The sequence below is a fragment of the Nocardia abscessus genome, from assembly GCF_015477775.1.
GTDB lineage: Bacteria > Actinomycetota > Actinomycetes > Mycobacteriales > Mycobacteriaceae > Nocardia > Nocardia abscessus_A.
This window is the reverse complement of the sequence record NZ_JADLQO010000003.1, coordinates 352,174-369,370: the sequence shown is the minus strand read 5'-3', so window position 1 is coordinate 369,370 and position 17,197 is coordinate 352,174. Positions and strand designations below refer to the sequence as shown.

Sequence of the window (17,197 nt, the reverse complement as noted above, 5' to 3'; positions counted from 1 at the left end):
CTGCCGAGGACCGTCGGTCTCGACCGATAGGGATACCGAGACGGCCGCCGGTCACATTCCGCACCCGAATGTCCCCTCGCCACGGCGAGACCGCACCGGAGTACGCCACGGGCGGTAACCGCTTGCGGTGAAGGCCCGTTGACGCCTGCCCGTACAGCTGAGCGGAGTACGACCGGCCCGGCCGCCGCTGTGGCCTAACGTGGTTGCTCGACGAGCCGGAAGCCGGTGACGATCGTTGGCTCGATGGCGACGACGGTGTCCATGACGCCGTCGGCCCACGGTCGCAACAACTCTGCGTAGCGGGCGACCCGTTCGGGGTCGGTGACGGTGCGGGCGAGGCCGGTCACGACAACCGACCAGCCGACATGGCTGACGGGGTCGATGTCGTCGGCCTCGTAGGCCACGACGACGCAGGGATCGGCCCGGATGGTGTCGGTGAGCCGCGAGGTGACCCGGGTGCGCACCACGACCGCCCCACCATCGACGAAATGATTGACCGGGCGGATCGCGGGCAGCGCATCGCGGGTGAACACCACCCGCCCGTAGGCCACACTCGCCAGCAGCCGCAACGCCTCCTCGCGGCCGATTTCGACGAGCGTGCGGCTCGGGACGCCGGTGTCGGCGATGCGGCCGTTCGATGCGATCATGATCTCGTGCCGGGGCACATTGCGCGCGAAACCACCTGGCAATGTCCTCGCTTTCCGGTCTTCACTCGACACTGCGGCCTCCCATACCATCACCGAGTCGCGCTGTCGGACAGGGCAAAAAGTCCTCGATCCGTCCTTCGTCACGGACGCCTGTCACGATCCGCTCACCTCCGGCCGCGCCGGTCTCCGGATCGCGGCGTGTTCGCGCAGCCGCCGGATCTCCCGCTCGATGCCTTCGGCGAGCACCGCGATGTCGGGCGCGGTGTCGTAGTCTCCGGTGATGCCGAAAGTCAGGTGGCCCGCATAGCTGAGAATCGCGACCGCGGTGCGCAACCGCATCGCGATCGGCGTGGCAGGTAGCAGTTCCAACACCTCGCGCCCCCGGACGGACAGCCGGTCACGCGGGCCGGGCACGTTCGTCACCAGCGCGCCGACCGTTCGCTGCGGAAACCGGGCCAGCAGACGGAGACTCCACGCCATGGGCGCGAACGGCATCCGGCCCGCCAGCCCGAGCACCGAATTCTCCGCTTGCGCCTCGCCTCCGGACTTGTGTCGCGCCATCCGCTGTCGAATCGTGTCCAGCCGCTCGACCGGGTCGCGGACATCGATCGGCAGGAACGGCAGCATTGCCGAAACGCGGTTGTCCAGCAGATGTTTCGCCTCGTCCGACCGCATCGAGACCGGGACGAGGATGCGCAGCGTGTCCGGGGCGGGCCGTTCGTTCCGGCCGATCAGCAGGTCGCGGTAGGCGGCGGCGACCGCGGCCAGGACGACGTCGTTGACGGTGACGCCGAACACGGCGCCGATCTCGTGGACGTCCGACAGGGCGGCCCGGGCCACGACGTACCGGCGCTGTCGTCCGATGGGGCCGTTGAGCGAGCACTCGGTGGCGGGCGACATGGCAGCCGACGCGAGTGGCGCCAAACCGCGCGCTATCCCGAGCACGGAGCGGGGCACGGTGAAGGGGAGCCGTGTCACCTCTCGAACCACGTCGAGCCATTGCGGCTCGACACTGCTCTGCGGCTCGACACGGCTCTGCGGCTCCGGCGCGGCCTTCTCCGGCTCCTCCCGCACCGTATCGCAGAGATTCCGGAACACCGAGATCCCGGACACGCCGTCCACCAGGCTGTGATGCGCTTTGACGAGCAGCGCCCAGCGGTCCCCTGCGAGATGTTCGACGACGACGCACTGCCACAGCGGATGGTCGCGATCCAGCCGCTCCTCCAGTTCTGTCGCCACCAGTTCGCACAGCGCGGGCTCGTCGCCCGGCGTGGGCAGCGCGGTCCACCGGATGTGGTGTGCGAGATCGAAATTCGGGTCGGGTTCCCACACCGGAGCAACCAGATCGAGCGGCGCTCGCCGCACCTTCTGGCGCAGGCGCGCGTTCCGCTGCACACCCCTGGCCAGTATGCCGGTGAACTCGTCCCTGCTCGGCGGAGAGCCGGAGAGGATCGCCACCGCACCGATTCCGAGACTGATGTGCCGATCCGCGTCCTCTAGTTCCATGAAGCCCGAATCGAGGGGCCGTAGTTCTGTCATGGGGCATGCTCATTCCGGGTGGTCGATGCCCGACGCCCGCCCAGCGCACGGCCCGGCGACGCACATCGCGACACCCCGATCACCTGTTCGGGCACCGACCCGCCGGATCCGGCGCCTCGGCGGCGAGCGGTACGGAGCGTGCGGAAACAGGATCTACTCGGTTCGTCCCTCCAGCATCGCGCGATCGCCCGGCGGAGATGATGGCCGAAGGTCACCGAATGCAGGGCACTCCGGCCACGGGACGTGCGCAAGGACCCTGTGACTGCCGCACCGGAGCACATCACTCGTTCTCCTGCACGTCCGCCACCTGCGGGGGAAGAATCTACGTATGCGAACCGTACTCATTCTCGGTGCGGGGTTCGGAGGACTGGAGCTGGCCACCCGCCTGTCGGGTTCGCCGGTCGACGAACTCCGTATCGTCGTCATCGACCGCAACGACTCCTTCACTTTCGGCTTCGCCAAACTGGACATCCTGTGCCGAGATGTACCTCCGGAGGCTGTGCGCGTGCCGTACGCTCGCCTGGCGCATCCGCGCGTCGAATTCCGGCAGGAGGAGGTCACCGAGATCGACCCGCGGACCCGCCGCGTCCGCACCGACCGCTCCGATTACGAACCGGACATTCTCGTCGTCGCGCTCGGCGCCGACTACGACCCGGGCGCGACCCCCGGTTTCATCGAAGACGGCTACGAGTACTACTCGATCGACGGCGCCCGTCGATTGCGTGACCGCCTCGCCGGCTTCGACGGCGGTGACGTGATCCTCGCCGTCCTGGGCGTTCCCTTCAAGTGCCCGCCCGCCCCCTACGAAGGTGCGATGCTGCTGCACGAGATGTTCACCCGGCGCGGGATCGGTGACCGCACCCGCATTCAGGTCGTCACCCCGATGGCCTCGCCGATTCCGGTCTCCCCGGAGACCTCCGGGGCCATCGTCGAAGCGCTGACCCGCCGCGGAATCGCCTACGCGCCCGGACGCCTCGTGCACGCACTCGACCCGAGCCGCCACGTGGCGAGCACCGGGACCGGCGATCTGCCCTACGACCTGTTCATCGGGGTGCCGAGGCACCGGGTGCCCGCAGTCGTCGAGGCATCGGGCCTGACCGAAGGCGGGACCGACGGCTGGGTCGCCGTCGATCGGCACACACTCGGCACGCCGTATCCGGGCGTCTACGCCATCGGCGACTGCGCCGACGCCCCGGTCCCGCGGGCGGGCGTGTTCGCCGAGGACGCCGCCCGCACAGCCGCCGCGGCCATCGAAGCCGAGCTGCGCGGATCGGCGGCGCCGCAGCGGTACCGCGGCCGGGGCGCATGCCATATCGAGTTCGGAGACGGGCTGGTCGGCAAGGTCGAGGCCGATTTCCTCTCCGGTCCCGCGCCGGTCGCGCCGTTCACTCCGCCGTCGCCGGAGCTGGCCCGGGAGAAGGCCGCCGCCGCCGAAGCCCGGCTGCGCCGCTGGTTCACCGGCTGACCGGGCAGTCTCCGCCCGGCTCGCCCGAACGCCATGCCCGCGTCAGCACGTCGGCGATCTGGGCCAGCCCGGAGGCGACGGTCATGCGCCAATGCGTCGTCGACACGGCGTGGTTGTGTACCCGGCCGTCGACGACCCGGCTCCAGATGGATGCGCCGACGCACCCGGTCGGATCATCGAGTGCGGCGGTGAAATAGATGACGTCGCCGCGGTACACGGGCGGGTCGTAAGCGCCGCGCAGCGCCACCGAGTGCACGGCCGCGTCGAGGATCCGGCTGACGCGGTCGGCGCCGAACGAGGCGAACGGCTCCGGGAGTTCGGCCATTTTCCCGGGTAGCGCGGTCCAGTCCGCCTCCGCGACATTGCCCAGGTCGCCTGCTTGCTCCCCGAGCAAGCCGCCGATCAGTTCGGCCACCGGTACCTGGCCCGCGTCCTCGGGGGGTGTCCCCGGCGGATCGGCCATGTAGCTGTCCATCACCGCTAGCAACTCGACCTGCTCGCCGGCGCGCTGCAATTGGACTGCTATTTCGTGCGCGATGACGCCACCGAACGACCAACCGAGCAAGTGGTAAGGACCGGTCGGTTGCTTTTCGCGAATCAGCTCCAGGTAGCCCTGAGCCCACTGCTCGATCGAATCCGGCATCACCTCGTCGCCCGCCAGCACGGGCGTTTGCAGCCCGTAGATGGGCCTTTCCGGGTCGAGGTAGGCGGCCAGACCCGCGTACGACCAGGAGATCCCCGACACGGGGTGGACGCAGAACAGCGGGGCGGCCGAACCTCCGGGACGCAACGGCAGGAGCATGTCGAAGGCCGCTTCGGTCTCGACCGCGCCGTTCGCACGGCGGGCCAGGTCGGCGACCAGCTCCGCGGGCGTGGGGGCGGTGAACACTCGCATCACCGGAATCCGGGTCCCGAGGCCGGACGACAATCGGAGGGTCAGTTTGGCGGCGAGCAGGGAGTTTCCGCCGTGTTCGAAGAAGTTGTCGTCCATGCCGAAGCGCTCGGCGCCGAGCACCGTGGCGAAGGCGGCGGCGACGGTGGCCTCGACCGGGGTGGCGGGCGGGCGGAACTCCCGCGCGCGGAATTCGGGCGCGGGTAGCGCGCGCCGGTCGAGCTTGCCGTTGGGAGTCAGCGGGATGGCATCGATCACCACGATCGCGGCGGGCACCATGTAGCCGGTCAAGTGTTCGGCCACCTGGGTGCGCACCCGAGCCGGGTCCGGCCGGGCGCCCGGCTCGGGTAGCACGTAGGCGACGAGCTGGTCACCGAGTGCGGGATCGGTGCGGACCAGCGCGACGGCCTGGCTCACGCCGGTGCACCGCACCAGCGCCGATTCGATTTCGCCGAGTTCGATCCGGAAACCGCGCAGTTGCACCTGCTGGTCGCCGCGCCCGGCGTAGACGAGCCCGGCGTCGCCGTCGCACCGGCCCCAGCGCGCGATGTCGCCCGAGCGGTACATCCGGGAACCGGGCGGCCCGAAGGGATTCGCGACGAACCGCGTCGCGGTGAGGCCGGGCCTTCCCGTGTAGCCGCGGGACAGCTGACCGCCCGCGACATAGATCTCACCGGGAGTGCCGAACGGCGCCGGGCGCAGACGGAAGTCCAGCACATGGGCGTCCAGCCCGGGTAGCGCCCGGCCGATGAGACTGACCGGACTGTCCATCAGATGCGGGCCGACCTCGAGGAAGGAGACGTGCACGGTGGTCTCGGTGATGCCGTACATGTTGACCAATCGCGGCGCCTCCCCCGGATGACGCTCGTACCAGCGTCGCAGGTGCCGCAGATCCAGCGCCTCACCGCCGAAGATCACGTACCGCAGCGCGAATTCCTCTGCCGCGGCCGAAGCATCGCGGTCCGCTTCGACGAGTTGGCAGAACGCCGACGGGGTCTGGTTCAGTACCGTCACCTGTTCTCGAATCAGCAACTCGCGCAACAGCTCCGGTGAGCGCGATGTCGCGTAGTCGACCACGACGACGGTGCCGCCGGTGCCGAGCGCGCACCACAGTTCCCACACCGAGAAGTCGAAGGCGAAGGAGTGGAACAGCGTCCAGACGTCGCGCTCGCCGAATTCGAACAGCGGCTGCGCACCGGCGAACAGCTCCATGACGTTGCGGTGCGTCACGCCGACGCCCTTCGGCACGCCCGTCGAGCCGGAGGTGTAGATGACGTAGGCGAGGTTGTCCGGAAGCAGCGGCGCCCTCCGGTCGGCATCGGTGATCGGGCCGTCGGCGAACTGCGAGGTCTGCTCCAGCAAGACCGTGGGCAGTTCGGCGTCCGGGATGGCGGACCGCTCGGCAGCGGTCGTCAGCACGCACACCGGCGCCGCGTCGGCGAGCACAAAGGCCAGCCGCTGCGCCGGGTAGGTGAGATCGATGGGCAGGTAGGCGGCACCGGAAGCGAGCACGCCGAGCAGCGCGGCAGGCAACTCCTCGGTGCGCGAGACCGCAACGGCCACAAGGGTTTCCGGACCCGCTCCGGCCGCGATCAGCGCACGGGCGATGCGATTGGCGCGCCGTAGCAACGCCTCGAAGCTCAGCGTGGCGGCGCCGAAGCGGACGGCCGCCATGTCCGGTCTGCGCCGAGCCTGCTCGCCGATCAGCTCCGGCAGCGTCACCCCGTGCGCGGCCACGACATCGAACGGCGGCGCCCAGGCCCGGCGCGCGGGCGAGACCGCGGGAAGGCCTTCGTCGGCATCGAGAATATCGATGTCCCATACCCGCACCGAGGGGTCGGCCGCCACCGCGGCCACGATGCGCTCGAATCGTCGCCCGAACGCCCGGACCGTCGCCTCGTCGAAAAGTGCGGTGGCGTAGGTGAACGTCACGGCCATTCCCGCCGGGCCGTCCTCGTCGCCGGGCCGTGGCTCGACGACGACTTGCAGATCGAATTTCGCCGTGATCTCGCCACTGTCGGCAGCTGTGACGGTCAGGTCCGGCAGCTCCAGCGTGGGCTGCTCGATGTTCTGGAACGACAGCATCACCGGCAGAAGCTGGTTGCGCAGCCCGGTGCGTGCGGGGTCGGCCTCCTCGAGCACGCGTTCGAAGGGCACGTCGGCGTTGGCGAACGCCGACAGGGCCGTTTCCCGGGATCGTTCGACCAGCTCGTCGAACGTCGCGGCCGGGTCGACGTCGACACGCAGAGCCAACGTGTTGACGAACATCCCGACCAGGTCGTCCAGCGCGCGTTCGCCGCGCCCGGCGACCGGGGTGCCGATCACGACGTCCGTGGCGCCGCACAGGCGCCCGACCAGCGTGGCGAGTGCCGCGTGGACCACCATGAACAGCGTCGCGTTGTGCGCGCGGGCGATCGCGGTCAGACGTCGGTGCACCTGCGCCGGGATCGTGTAGCCGGTGGCCGCGCCACGGGTCGAGGGAGTCGACGAACGCGGGCGATCGGCAGGCAGCTCCAGCGGTCCGGTGAGCCCGGCCAGCTGGTCGTGCCAATACGACAGTTGTTGCGCGGCAAGGGAACCGTCGGCGTCGTCGCGACCGATGGCGGCGTGCTGCCAGAGCGCGAAGTCGGCGTACTGGACCGGCAGCGGCCTCCAGGCCGGCGCACTGCCGTCACGGCGGGCGATGTAGGCGGCCACCAGGTCGCGCGCGAGCGGCGCGAGCGACGCCCCGTCCGCCGAAATATGGTGCGTCACGATGACGAGCAGGTGATCCTCGCCGGAAGCGAACAACCGCAAGCGGATGGGCGCGGCCGCGGTCACGTCGAAGCCAGCGGACATCAGCCCGTTCACCATCTCCGCGACCTCGGCGCCGTGATCCTCGACCGCGAGTCCGTCGGGAAGGACCGTGTTCGTCGACAGGATCTCCTGGTATGGCTGCCCTTCGGCGTCGACCGGGTAGCGGGTGCGCAGCACCTCGTGCCGTTCGAGCACGTCGGCGACCGCGTGGCGCAGCGCGGGCAGGTCGAGGCGGCCGGTCAGCCGGATGGCGAAGGGCAGGTTGTAAGCGGGAGACTCCGGCTCGATGCGGTTGAGCAACCACATCCGCTGCTGTGCGAGCGAGAGCGGGATGCGATCCGGCCGTCGCGACCGGATCAGGGGCGGACGAGCGGGGTCCGCACTGCCGCGAACCACCCGCGCGGCGAGTGCCGACACCAGGGGCGCCTCGAACAGGTCGCGCACGGTGATCTTCGACTCCAGCGCCTCGTTGATCCGCGCGACGGCTCGGGTCGCGAGCAGCGAATTGCCGCCGAGAGCGAAGAAGTCGTCATCGATTCCGGCCCGCTCGATGCCGAGCAGATCGGCGAACACTCCGGCGACGGCTCGTTCGACAGGATTGCGAGCAGCCCGGTACTTCGCGGCCTCGGCCACCGGCTCGGGCAGCGCCTTGCGGTCGAGCTTGCCGCTGGCGTTCAGCGGCAGCGCCGGTAGCTCGACCAGGGCGGACGGGATCATGTACCCGGGCAGGACCGCCGCGAGCCCGGCCGAGAGCTCCTCGCGGTCCATGACCTGACCTGGGCGGGGGACCACGTAGGCCACCAGCCGCTCCCCCGCCGGGGAGGGCGCGACCGTCGCGACCGCTTGGCCCACCGACGGCTGCGCCAGCAGCGCGGTCTCGATCTCACCGAGCTCGATCCGCTGGCCGCGGAATTTCACCTGGAAATCGGTGCGCCCGAGGAATTCCAGTCGCTCGGGCTGTTCGGCACAGGGCGCACGCCAGATCGCCAGGTCGCCGGTGCGGTACATCCTCGTTCCGTGGTCGAACGGGTTCGCGACGAAGCGGCCCGCGGTCTGCGCCGCCTGCCGCACGTATCCACGGGCGAGCTGGTCTCCGGCCAGGTACAGCTCGCCCGGCACCCCCGCGGGCACCGGTCGTAGGCGCGAATCCAGCACGTAGACCTGCGTGTTCCACTGCGGACGGCCGATCGGCACGGTCGAGCCCTCCGCCGCCCCGGCGGGCCAGTAGGTCACCGACACCGCGGCCTCGGTGGGTCCGTACAGGTTGTGCACTTGCGCATCGGTGACCGCGCGGAGCGCGCGCACGGTCTCCGGCGGCAGCGCCTCGCCGATGACGAGCACCGTCCGCAACGTCGCAAGGCTTTCCGCCGCCGCGTGGGCGGCGAAAACCGTCAGCATCGAGGGAACGAAGTCGGTGACGGTGACCCGGTGGGCGGCAATGGTCGCGGCGAGGTAGGCCGCGTCGCGGTGCCCGTCGTGGTCCGCCACCACGAGCTTCGCGCCCGCCCGCAGCGGCATCAGGTAGCCCCACAGCGAGACGTCGAAGGTGGTCGCCGTCTTCTGCAGATACACATCCCCTGGGCCCATGGGGTACTGGGCGAGCATCCATTCGATCTGGTTGTCGATCGCCTTGTGGGCGACCGCCACACCTTTCGGGCGTCCGGTCGACCCCGACGTGAAGATCACATACGCCGGATGCTCCGCCAGCACCGGCCGCAGCAGTTCCCCGGAGCGAATCGGTGCGCCCGAATACCGATCGGTTCCGAGCGTGTCCAGATGCAGGACGGCGACATGGCCGGGCATCGGCACCGCGTCGGCGGTCCTGGTCAGCACGCAGACCGGACGGGCGAGGTCGAGAACGTGCGCGATCCGCTCGGCGGGATGATCCGGGTCCAGCGGCACGTACGCGCCACCGGCGGCGAGGACCGCGTACATGCCGACCACCAGATCCAGTGAACGCCGAACCGCCAGTCCCACCAGCGATTCCGCGCCCACGCCACGGTCGATGAGCAGCCGGGCGAGCCGGTTGACCCGCTCGTCGAACTCGCGGTAGGTCAGCTGCCGGTCGGCGAAGGCGACCGCGATGTCGTCCGGATGCCGCGCCACCGCCCGCCGGTAGCCGTCGAGCACCGGACCGGCGGGAACCGGGTGACCGGTGTCGTTCCAGTGCGTCAGGATCGCGGTGCGTTCCGCGGCGTCGAGCAGGTCGATCTCGCCCACCGGGCGATCCACCGAATCGACTGCGGCCGCGAGGATCGCGCACAACCGCCGGGCGAAGCCGGCGACCGTCGCCTCGTCGAACAGGTCGGTGGAATAGGTGAACGCCGCCGAGATGCCCAGCGGCGTCCGCTGGTCCTCGTGCGGCACCATGGTCAGCTCGAGATCGAATTTCGCCAGGGGCAGCGCGAAGTCGAGCGCGGAGACGAGCAGCGCGGGCAGTTCCAGCGTCGTCGGCGCGAAGTTCTGGAAAGTCAGCATCGTCTGGAACAGTGGGTGATGCGCGCTGGAGCGCACCGGGTCCAGTAACTCCACCAGGCGTTCGAACGGCAGGTCGGCATGGCCGAACGCCTCGATGTCGCGGCTGCGCACCTGATCGAGCAGCTCGGCGAAGGTATGCCCGGGGTCGATCTCGCTGCGCAGCGCGAGTGTGTTGACGAACATGCCGATCAAGCCGTCCACCGCGGCTTCGCCGCGTCCGGCCACCGGTGTGCCGACGGTGATGTCGCGGGTGTTCGACAGCCTGGCGAGCAGGACGGAGTACGCGGCGTGCGCGACCATGAACAGCGTCGCGTCGTGGAGCTGGGCCAGCCGGTTCAGCGCCGCGTGCACCGGCGCGTCGATCTTGAATTCATGGGTGGCTCCGCGGCCGGAGAACACCGCGGGCCGGGGCCGGTCGGCGGGTAGATCCAGTCGTTGCGGCAGGTTCGCAAGTCGTTCTCGCCAGAATCCGATCTGGCGGGCGAGGGTGGAGGTCGAATCGCCTTCCTCGCCGAGCATCTCGCGCTGCCACAGGGTGTAATCCGCGTACTGCACGGGCAGCGGTTTCCAGCTCGGGGCGCATCCGGCGGCCCTGGCCGAGTAGGCGGTCATCAGGTCGGCGGTCAACGGGCCCATCGAGGAGCCGTCCGCGGCGATGTGGTGGACCACGGCCACGAGTACGTGCTCGGTCTCGTTCGAGCGCAGCAGCCGCAACCGGATCGGCGGCGCCGCCGTGACGTCGAAACCCTCGACCACGGCGGCCACCGTGCGCTCGGGAATCTCGGTTTCGGTGACGTCGAGCACCGGCAGCTCGGGTACCGCGGCCGGATCCGACATGGCGTGCACTCGCTGGCTGCCCGTGCCGTCGCACTCGGGATAGCTGGTACGCAGCACTTCGTGCCGCTCGACGAGGTCTCGGACAGCGGCGCGCAGCGCCTGCACGTCCAGCCGCCCGCTCAGCCGCACGGCCAGCGGAATGTTGTTGCTCGCCGCGGCCGGGTCGAACCGATTCAGGAACCACATCCGCCGCTGTGCGAACGACAGCGGCACCCGCTCCGGTCGCGCCACCGGTCGCGGCGCGGGGTGGGAAACTCGGGTCAGTTCGTCCAGGCGCGCGGCCAATTTCGCCACCACCGAGGACTCGAACAGCAACGCGACCGGTACCCGGACATCGAGCGCGGCACCGAGCCGAGCCGCGGCTTGCGTGGCGATCAGCGAATTGCCGCCGAGTTCGAAGAAGTCGTCGTTCGCGCCCACTCGGCCCGCGCCGCCGTCCGGTACGAGCAGCGCGGCGAAGATGTCGGCGACCACGCACTCGGTCGGCGTCGCGGGCGCCCGGAACCGGCGGCTGGCGAGCACCGGCGCCGGTAGGGCGGCTCGGTCCAGTTTGCCGACCGGCGTCAGCGGCAGTTCGTCGAGCACCGTGATCGACGTCGGAATCATGTATGCCGGAAGGGTTTTCGCGAGCAAATCGGCGAGTTCGCCGGTGTCCAGCGCCACCCGGCCGCAGTTTCCGGCCTCGGTGGGCGCCACGCGCGGCAGTACGTAGGACACCAGCGCTCGGCCGCCGGACGGCAACGTCGTGCCCAGCGTCGCGGCATAGTCGACGTCGGGATGAGCGGTCAGCGCGTTATCGATCTCATCGAGTTCGATCCGCAGCCCTCGGATCTTGACCTGGAAGTCCACCCGGCCGTGGTATTCCAGCAGTCCGGCCGCGGTGCGCCGGACCAGATCGCCGGTGCGATACATGCGGGCGCCGGGAACCGCTGCGAACGGATTGGCGACGAACCGGTCGGCGGTCAGCTCGGGCCGACCGAGGTATCCCTGAGCCAGCGCCGGTCCGGAGAGGTACAGCTCGCCGATCACACCCGTGGGCACCATCCGCAGCCGCGCGTCGAGCACGTGGACGCCCAGCGCGGGTACCGGCGTGCCGATATGGGTCGGATCGCCCGCGCGAAGCGCCTCGGTGCCGGTGGCGAAGATGGTGGTCTCGGTGGGGCCGTACACGATGTAGAAGGACCGGTCACCGGTCGCCCATCTGGCCACCAGTTCGGGACCGACGCGCTCCCCGCCGCACAAAACGGCCCGTAGGTCATCGAGACCGGCCGGATCGATCGACTCCAGCGCGCCCGGGGTGATGCACAGATGCGTGACCCGCTCACGCCGCAGCAGATCCGCCAGCTCGACGCCGCCGAACACCGTGGGCGGCGCGACGACCAATGTCGCGCCCGCCGAGAAGGCCAGCAGCATCTCGATCACCGAGAAGTCGAAGCTCGGTGTGCACAGATGCGTGACCCGCGACTCCCCGGTGACCGCGCGGGCGGCGATCTCGTGTTCGACCAGGCTCGCGAGGCCGGCATGGGTGACGGCGACGCCCTTGGGCTTGCCCGTCGAGCCGGAGGTGTAGATCACGTAGGCGAGGTGCTGTTCGGTCAGCGGACGCAGCCGATCGAGGTAGCAGATCGAATGGCCCGGCTCGGCGGCGACCCGCTCCCGGTGCGCCGGGGCGTCGAGTTCGATCCACTCGGTCCCGGTGGTGGCCAGTGCCTCCCGATGCGCCGAGACGGTGAGGCCGAGGACGGCGCCGGAGTCCGCGATCACGTGCGTAATGCGGTCGGCGGGGTAGGCGGGATCGACGGGCACGTAGGCGGCGCCGGTCTTCGCGACCGCCCAGACCGCAAGCACCGACTCCACCGAGCGGGTGATGGCCACCGCGACGCAGTCTCCCGGCCCCACACCCGAACCGATCAGATAGCGGGCCCATCGCGAGGACGTCTCGTCCAGCTCTCGATAGCTGAGTTCACGCTGATCAGCAGGATCGCCCGTCGGATTGTACCGGAGGGCGGCCGAGTCGAAGGCCGTGTCGACCGCTGCGGCCAGCAATTGCGGAAACAGGAGATTGCGTGCTCGTGAATGATGGGCGCGACGTGCGGAACGGCGTGTCGGGGTCATGCGGTGGCGAGTTCACTCTCTGGTCGATCATCGGCCGCCCTGGCTATGGAGCCAGAAGCAATGCCTCAAATGCGTGAACCATGACCCGAGCGTGCAGATCGGACCTTAGCGAACGCCGAACGGATCGGCGCGCGGAGGTTGGGAAAGTTCATAGGGGTACCCCGGCATACTTTGGGCTATGACATGGTGTGATGTGAAGAACATTCATTCCTGTACGGAATAAATGTGACCAATATCACTGCCTGCGGGCTCGCCTGCACCTGCCGACTGCGGGTTTCCTACCGGGGTCGCGCCCCGATACCGGCATGATCGAACCGGAACGATCCTTTGACCGTGAGCGAGGAGGAACCGTGCGAAGTCCGTCGATTCATGTCGCCTCTCTGCGGAAGGGCGAAGAGATCCACCGCAGCGAACTCGGCTCACTCACCAGGCTCACCGCCGACAGTTTCCCGATCCTCAGCGGGCTCTCGATCAAGCGCCTGACGCTCGCACCGGGCGCTGTCCGCGAGCCGCACTGGCATGCCAACGCGACCGAACTCACCTACTGCACCGCCGGACTGGCACTGGTCTCGGTCCTGGACGACGGCAGCCGATTCTCCTCGTTCCTGGTGCGCGCGGGCGAGATGTTCCACATCGATTCCGGAGCGCTGCACCACGTGGAGAACGTCGGCGACAGCGAAGCGGAGTTCATCCTGGCTTTCCGCCACGAACGCCCCGAGGACTTCGGATTCAGCGCCGCTCTGGGCGCGATGACCGATTCGGTCCTCGGCAACACCTACGACCTGCCCGCCGAGGACTTCGCGAAGATCCGGCGCGACACCACCGCCAAGCTCGTCGTGAAACGCGACGGCGATCCCGACATCCCGCCCACCGCACACTTCGGCGACCCGCACCACTTCGCGCTCGAGGCGATGCCCGCGCCGGTGGACTCACCGGTCGGTTCCGCGCGCACCGCGCGCGCCCAGTTCTGGCCCGCGCTGCATGACATCTCGATGTACTCCCTGCGTGTCCGGGAAGACGGTATGCGCGAACCGCATTGGCACCCGGTGACCGCCGAAATGGGCTACGTCCACCGAGGCTCGGCGCGGATGACGATCATGGATCCGGACGGCACGTTGGACACCTACACCGTGCACGAGGGCGAGGTGTACTTCGTGCCCCGCGCCTATCCGCACCACATCGAAGTCGTCGATTCGCCGGAGATCCACCTGCTGATCTTCTTCGACCAACCCACACCCGCGGACATCGGCTATCGCGCCTCGATGAGCGCCTACTCCCGGAAAGTGCTCGCGGCGACATTCGGCGTCGCCCTCGACGCACTTCCCGACCTGCCCTTCACCACCACGGACCCGTTGATCGTCACCCGGAACAACGCACTCGCGCCGTAAGCGCCGCCGCCTCGCCGCACCACCTGCACGCGGGGCCATCCAGTGCCGCTGGCAATTGACCCCCAGGTAATTTACCCTCGGGTCAATTCAGTTCGTCGAATGGAGCCGGGTGATGGCGACGAGGTCGTGGTGGGGATGGGGCAATCGGGAGGACGCGGTGACCGGCCCCGAGCGGAAGGCGCTGACCGAGCGCGTAGCGGCCCTGCTCCCAGCAGCCGAGTTGACGGTGCACGAAGCGCCGGATCCGAAGTCGTTGAATGTGCCCGCGCCGCGCGTCCGGGTGCCGGCCGCCCTGGATCGCCTGGCCTCGGAAGACCTCGTCGATCGCGTCGCGCACGGCCACGGTCAGGCGTTTCGTGACGTGGTACGCAACCTGCTCGGCCGGGTGGACCATGTACCCGATCAAGTAGTGCGGCCGCGTACCGAGCAGGACGTGGTCGACATCCTGGACTGGTGCGCGAGTGCGGGCGTCGCCGTGGTGCCGTTCGGCGGCGGAACGTCGGTGGTGGGTGGTGTCGAACCCCGATGCGCCGACGCCTACGCCGGGTCCGTGGCACTGGACACGAGCCGTCTGGGCGAGCTGCTCGAACTCGACCGCACCAGCCGGGCGGCGCGGATCCAAGCGGGCATCCTCGGCCCGGCTCTGGAAGCGGCACTGCGGCCGGGCGACCTGACGCTGCGGCACTTTCCGCAGTCGTTCGAGTTCTCGACGCTCGGCGGGTGGCTGGCCACCCGGGCGGGCGGCCACTACGCGACCGTCTACACCCACATCGATGACATGGTCGAATCAATGCGGGTGGTGACACCGGCCGGGATCAGCGAATCCCGCAGGCTGCCCGCGTCGGGGGCGGGGCCATCGCCGGACCGGATGTTCCTCGGGTCGGAGGGCATCCTCGGCGTCATCACCGAGGCGTGGATGCGCTTGCAGGATCGGCCGCGCTGGCGGTCCGGAGCTTCGGTGGTGTTCGACGACTACGGCGCGGCCGTGGCCGCGACGCGCGCCATCGCCCAGTCCGCGCTGTATCCGGCCAACTGCAGGCTGCTGGATCCGGTGGAGGCGTTCATCAACGCGGGCGCCAACGCAGGCGGCGGGGTGCTGGTGCTCGGATTCGAGTCCGCCGACCACCCCGTCGACGAGCCGATGCGCCGGGCGGTGCAGATCTGCCGCGAGCACGGCGGCACGATCCCGGACGGCGTTCGCGCCACCGACTCGGCCGAAGACTCGGCGCGCACGGGCGCCGCCGACACGTGGCGCTCGGCGTTCCTCCGTATGCCGTACCAGCGCGACGCGCTCGCGGCCCAGTCCATGATCGTGGAGACCTTCGAGACCGCGTGCACCTGGGATCGTTTCGAGGCCCTGCGCGCGGCGGTGCAGGAAGCGACCACGGACGCGTTCCGATCCGCCGGTGTGACCGGTGTGCTCACCTGCCGCTTCACTCACGTCTACCCCGACGGACCCGCACCGTATTTCGGCATCTACGCCGCAGGCCGCTGGGGACGGACCGTCGAGCAGTGGGACGAGATCAAGACCGCCGTATCGGAAGCGCTCCACGGCAGCGGCGCGACCATCACGCACCATCATGCCGTCGGCCGAGACCACCGCCCCTGGTACGACCGCCAGCGCCCGGAACCGTTCGCCGCGGCGCTGCGGGCGGCCAAATCGGCACTCGATCCTGCGGGAATCCTCAATCCCGGCGTGCTGATCGACCCGGCCCCGCACCCGCCCACCCGGGAGGCTCCGTGAGCAGGCCGGGCACCAAGGGCGTGCCGCGACAGCAGCGTGAGGAGCAACTGCTCGACGTCGCGACCACCGAGTTCGGCGAACGCGGCTACGCCGAGGCTTCCGTCACCGAGATCGCCTCGGCCGCGGGAGTCTCCAAGCCACTCGTGTACGCCTACTTCGGCTCCCGCGACGGACTGCACGCGGCCTGCGTGCACCGCGCCGGAAAGAGCCTGGTCGACGCGGTCGCGGCCGCTCAGTTCGCCCACGGTGCGCACGACCGGGCGCTCGCGACGCTGACCGGCATCTTTCACGCACTGGACGGGCGCACACAGAACTGGAAGATCATCTACGACGCCACGCTCCCCCGGCGCAGCGCGGCCCACTCGGTGGCCCGGGAATACCAGGACGCCTTGAACGGCATGGGCTCGGCAGGGGTGTCGCAGGCCCTGGCCGATGCAGGCAACGCCGACACCGACGATCACTCGCTGCTGCTCGCGCTGTGGTTCAGCATCGTGTCCACCACCATCTCCTGGTGGAGCGACCATCCCGACCACACACCCGACGCCATGACCGAACGCTGCCTGCGCCTGCTCACCACGATCCGCGGCACGTCCACCCCACCAGCCTGACCGTCCGCGCGGTGGTCACCACTTGTCCCAGTGCAGGACCTGCTCGCGGTCGACGCGTTTCGCGGGCCGGAAGTCGGTGCCGATGGTGAACGCAAGCGGGATGAACGCCGCCAGCATGACCTTTTCGTAGGGCACGCCGAGCGCGGCGGCGAGTTCCCGTTCCAGCGGCGCGTGCGCGGTCGTCCAGACCGTGCCGAGCCCGCGAGCGCGGGCGGCGAGCATGAAACTCCACACCGCGGGCAGGATCGACCCCCAGGTCATGGACTGCTCGAGAACGCCCGCGCGGTCGGTGCGGCCTTCGACGGCGGGAATCACGAACGCGGGCACTCGGTGGATGTTGTCGTAGAGATACTCGAACCCCTCCCCTATCCGGCGCATGGAGGAGGGATGAGCAGACATGCGACGCACGTCCGACGATGTGAGCGGCTGCGCGCCCGCGGCGTGAACGGCGCGGCGGAAGATATCGGCGACGACCTCGCGCCGCGCGTCGTCGGTGACGACCAGAAAGTGCCACCGTTGCCGGTTTCGTCCGGTCGGCGCCTGGGTGGCCAGGTCGACGCATTCTTCGATCAGCCCGCGCGGCACGGGCTTGCCGAAATCGAGCCGTTTGCGCACGGCCCGCGTGGTGGACAGGACTTCATCCGCGGACAGGTTGAGCGACATCGGGGCGCCTTCCATCTCTCTGAAG

Annotated in this window: 8 protein-coding genes; 4 read left to right on the top strand and 4 right to left on the bottom strand. The window is 69.5% G+C overall.

The genetic code is table 11. From position 1 onward, the window contains the following. Window positions 1–194 precede the first annotated feature (194 nt). Window positions 195–647, bottom strand: coding sequence for a pyridoxamine 5'-phosphate oxidase family protein (locus IU450_RS12350; RefSeq protein WP_195150043.1), 453 nt, complete (start codon window positions 645–647; stop codon window positions 195–197). A gap of 153 nt (window positions 648–800) precedes the next feature. Then, the gene (locus IU450_RS12345) at window positions 801–2,186 is read right to left on the bottom strand and encodes a wax ester/triacylglycerol synthase family O-acyltransferase (RefSeq protein WP_195149904.1); all 1,386 of its coding nucleotides are present in this window, start codon (window positions 2,184–2,186) and stop codon (window positions 801–803) included. 328 nt (window positions 2,187–2,514) lie between these two features. On the opposite strand from IU450_RS12345, the gene IU450_RS12340 reads away from it, so the two are divergent. Next, the gene (locus IU450_RS12340; protein WP_195149903.1) at window positions 2,515–3,651 is read left to right on the top strand and encodes an NAD(P)/FAD-dependent oxidoreductase; all 1,137 of its coding nucleotides are present in this window, start codon (window positions 2,515–2,517) and stop codon (window positions 3,649–3,651) included. On the opposite strand, the gene IU450_RS12335 is transcribed toward IU450_RS12340, so the two are convergent. Further along, a complete protein-coding gene (locus IU450_RS12335) occupies window positions 3,641–12,769 on the bottom strand; it encodes a non-ribosomal peptide synthetase (RefSeq protein WP_195149902.1) in 9,129 nt (3,042 codons plus the stop codon). The genes IU450_RS12340 and IU450_RS12335 overlap by 11 nt on opposite strands. A 305-nt stretch (window positions 12,770–13,074) precedes the next feature. Between IU450_RS12335 and IU450_RS12330 the strand changes: the two genes are divergently transcribed. The 3 genes from IU450_RS12330 to IU450_RS12320 all read left to right on the top strand — a co-directional run bounded on the left by IU450_RS12330 (window position 13,075) and on the right by IU450_RS12320 (window position 16,509). After that, a complete protein-coding gene (locus tag IU450_RS12330) occupies window positions 13,075–14,157 on the top strand; it encodes a cupin domain-containing protein (protein ID WP_195149901.1) in 1,083 nt (360 codons plus the stop codon). A gap of 112 nt (window positions 14,158–14,269) precedes the next feature. Beyond that, entirely contained in the window at window positions 14,270–15,901 is a 1,632-nt protein-coding gene (locus IU450_RS12325; RefSeq protein ID WP_195149900.1) for an FAD-binding oxidoreductase, read from the top strand. After that, the gene (locus IU450_RS12320; RefSeq protein WP_195149899.1) at window positions 15,898–16,509 is read left to right on the top strand and encodes a TetR/AcrR family transcriptional regulator; all 612 of its coding nucleotides are present in this window, start codon (window positions 15,898–15,900) and stop codon (window positions 16,507–16,509) included. The genes IU450_RS12325 and IU450_RS12320 overlap by 4 nt, the downstream gene beginning before the upstream one ends. 15 nt (window positions 16,510–16,524) lie before the next feature. Here the strand turns inward: IU450_RS12320 and IU450_RS12315 are convergent, their stop codons facing one another. Beyond that, on the bottom strand, window positions 16,525–17,187 hold the full coding sequence (locus IU450_RS12315) for a nitroreductase family protein (protein ID WP_228834443.1): 663 nt from the start codon (window positions 17,185–17,187) through the stop codon (window positions 16,525–16,527). Window positions 17,188–17,197 lie beyond the last annotated feature (10 nt).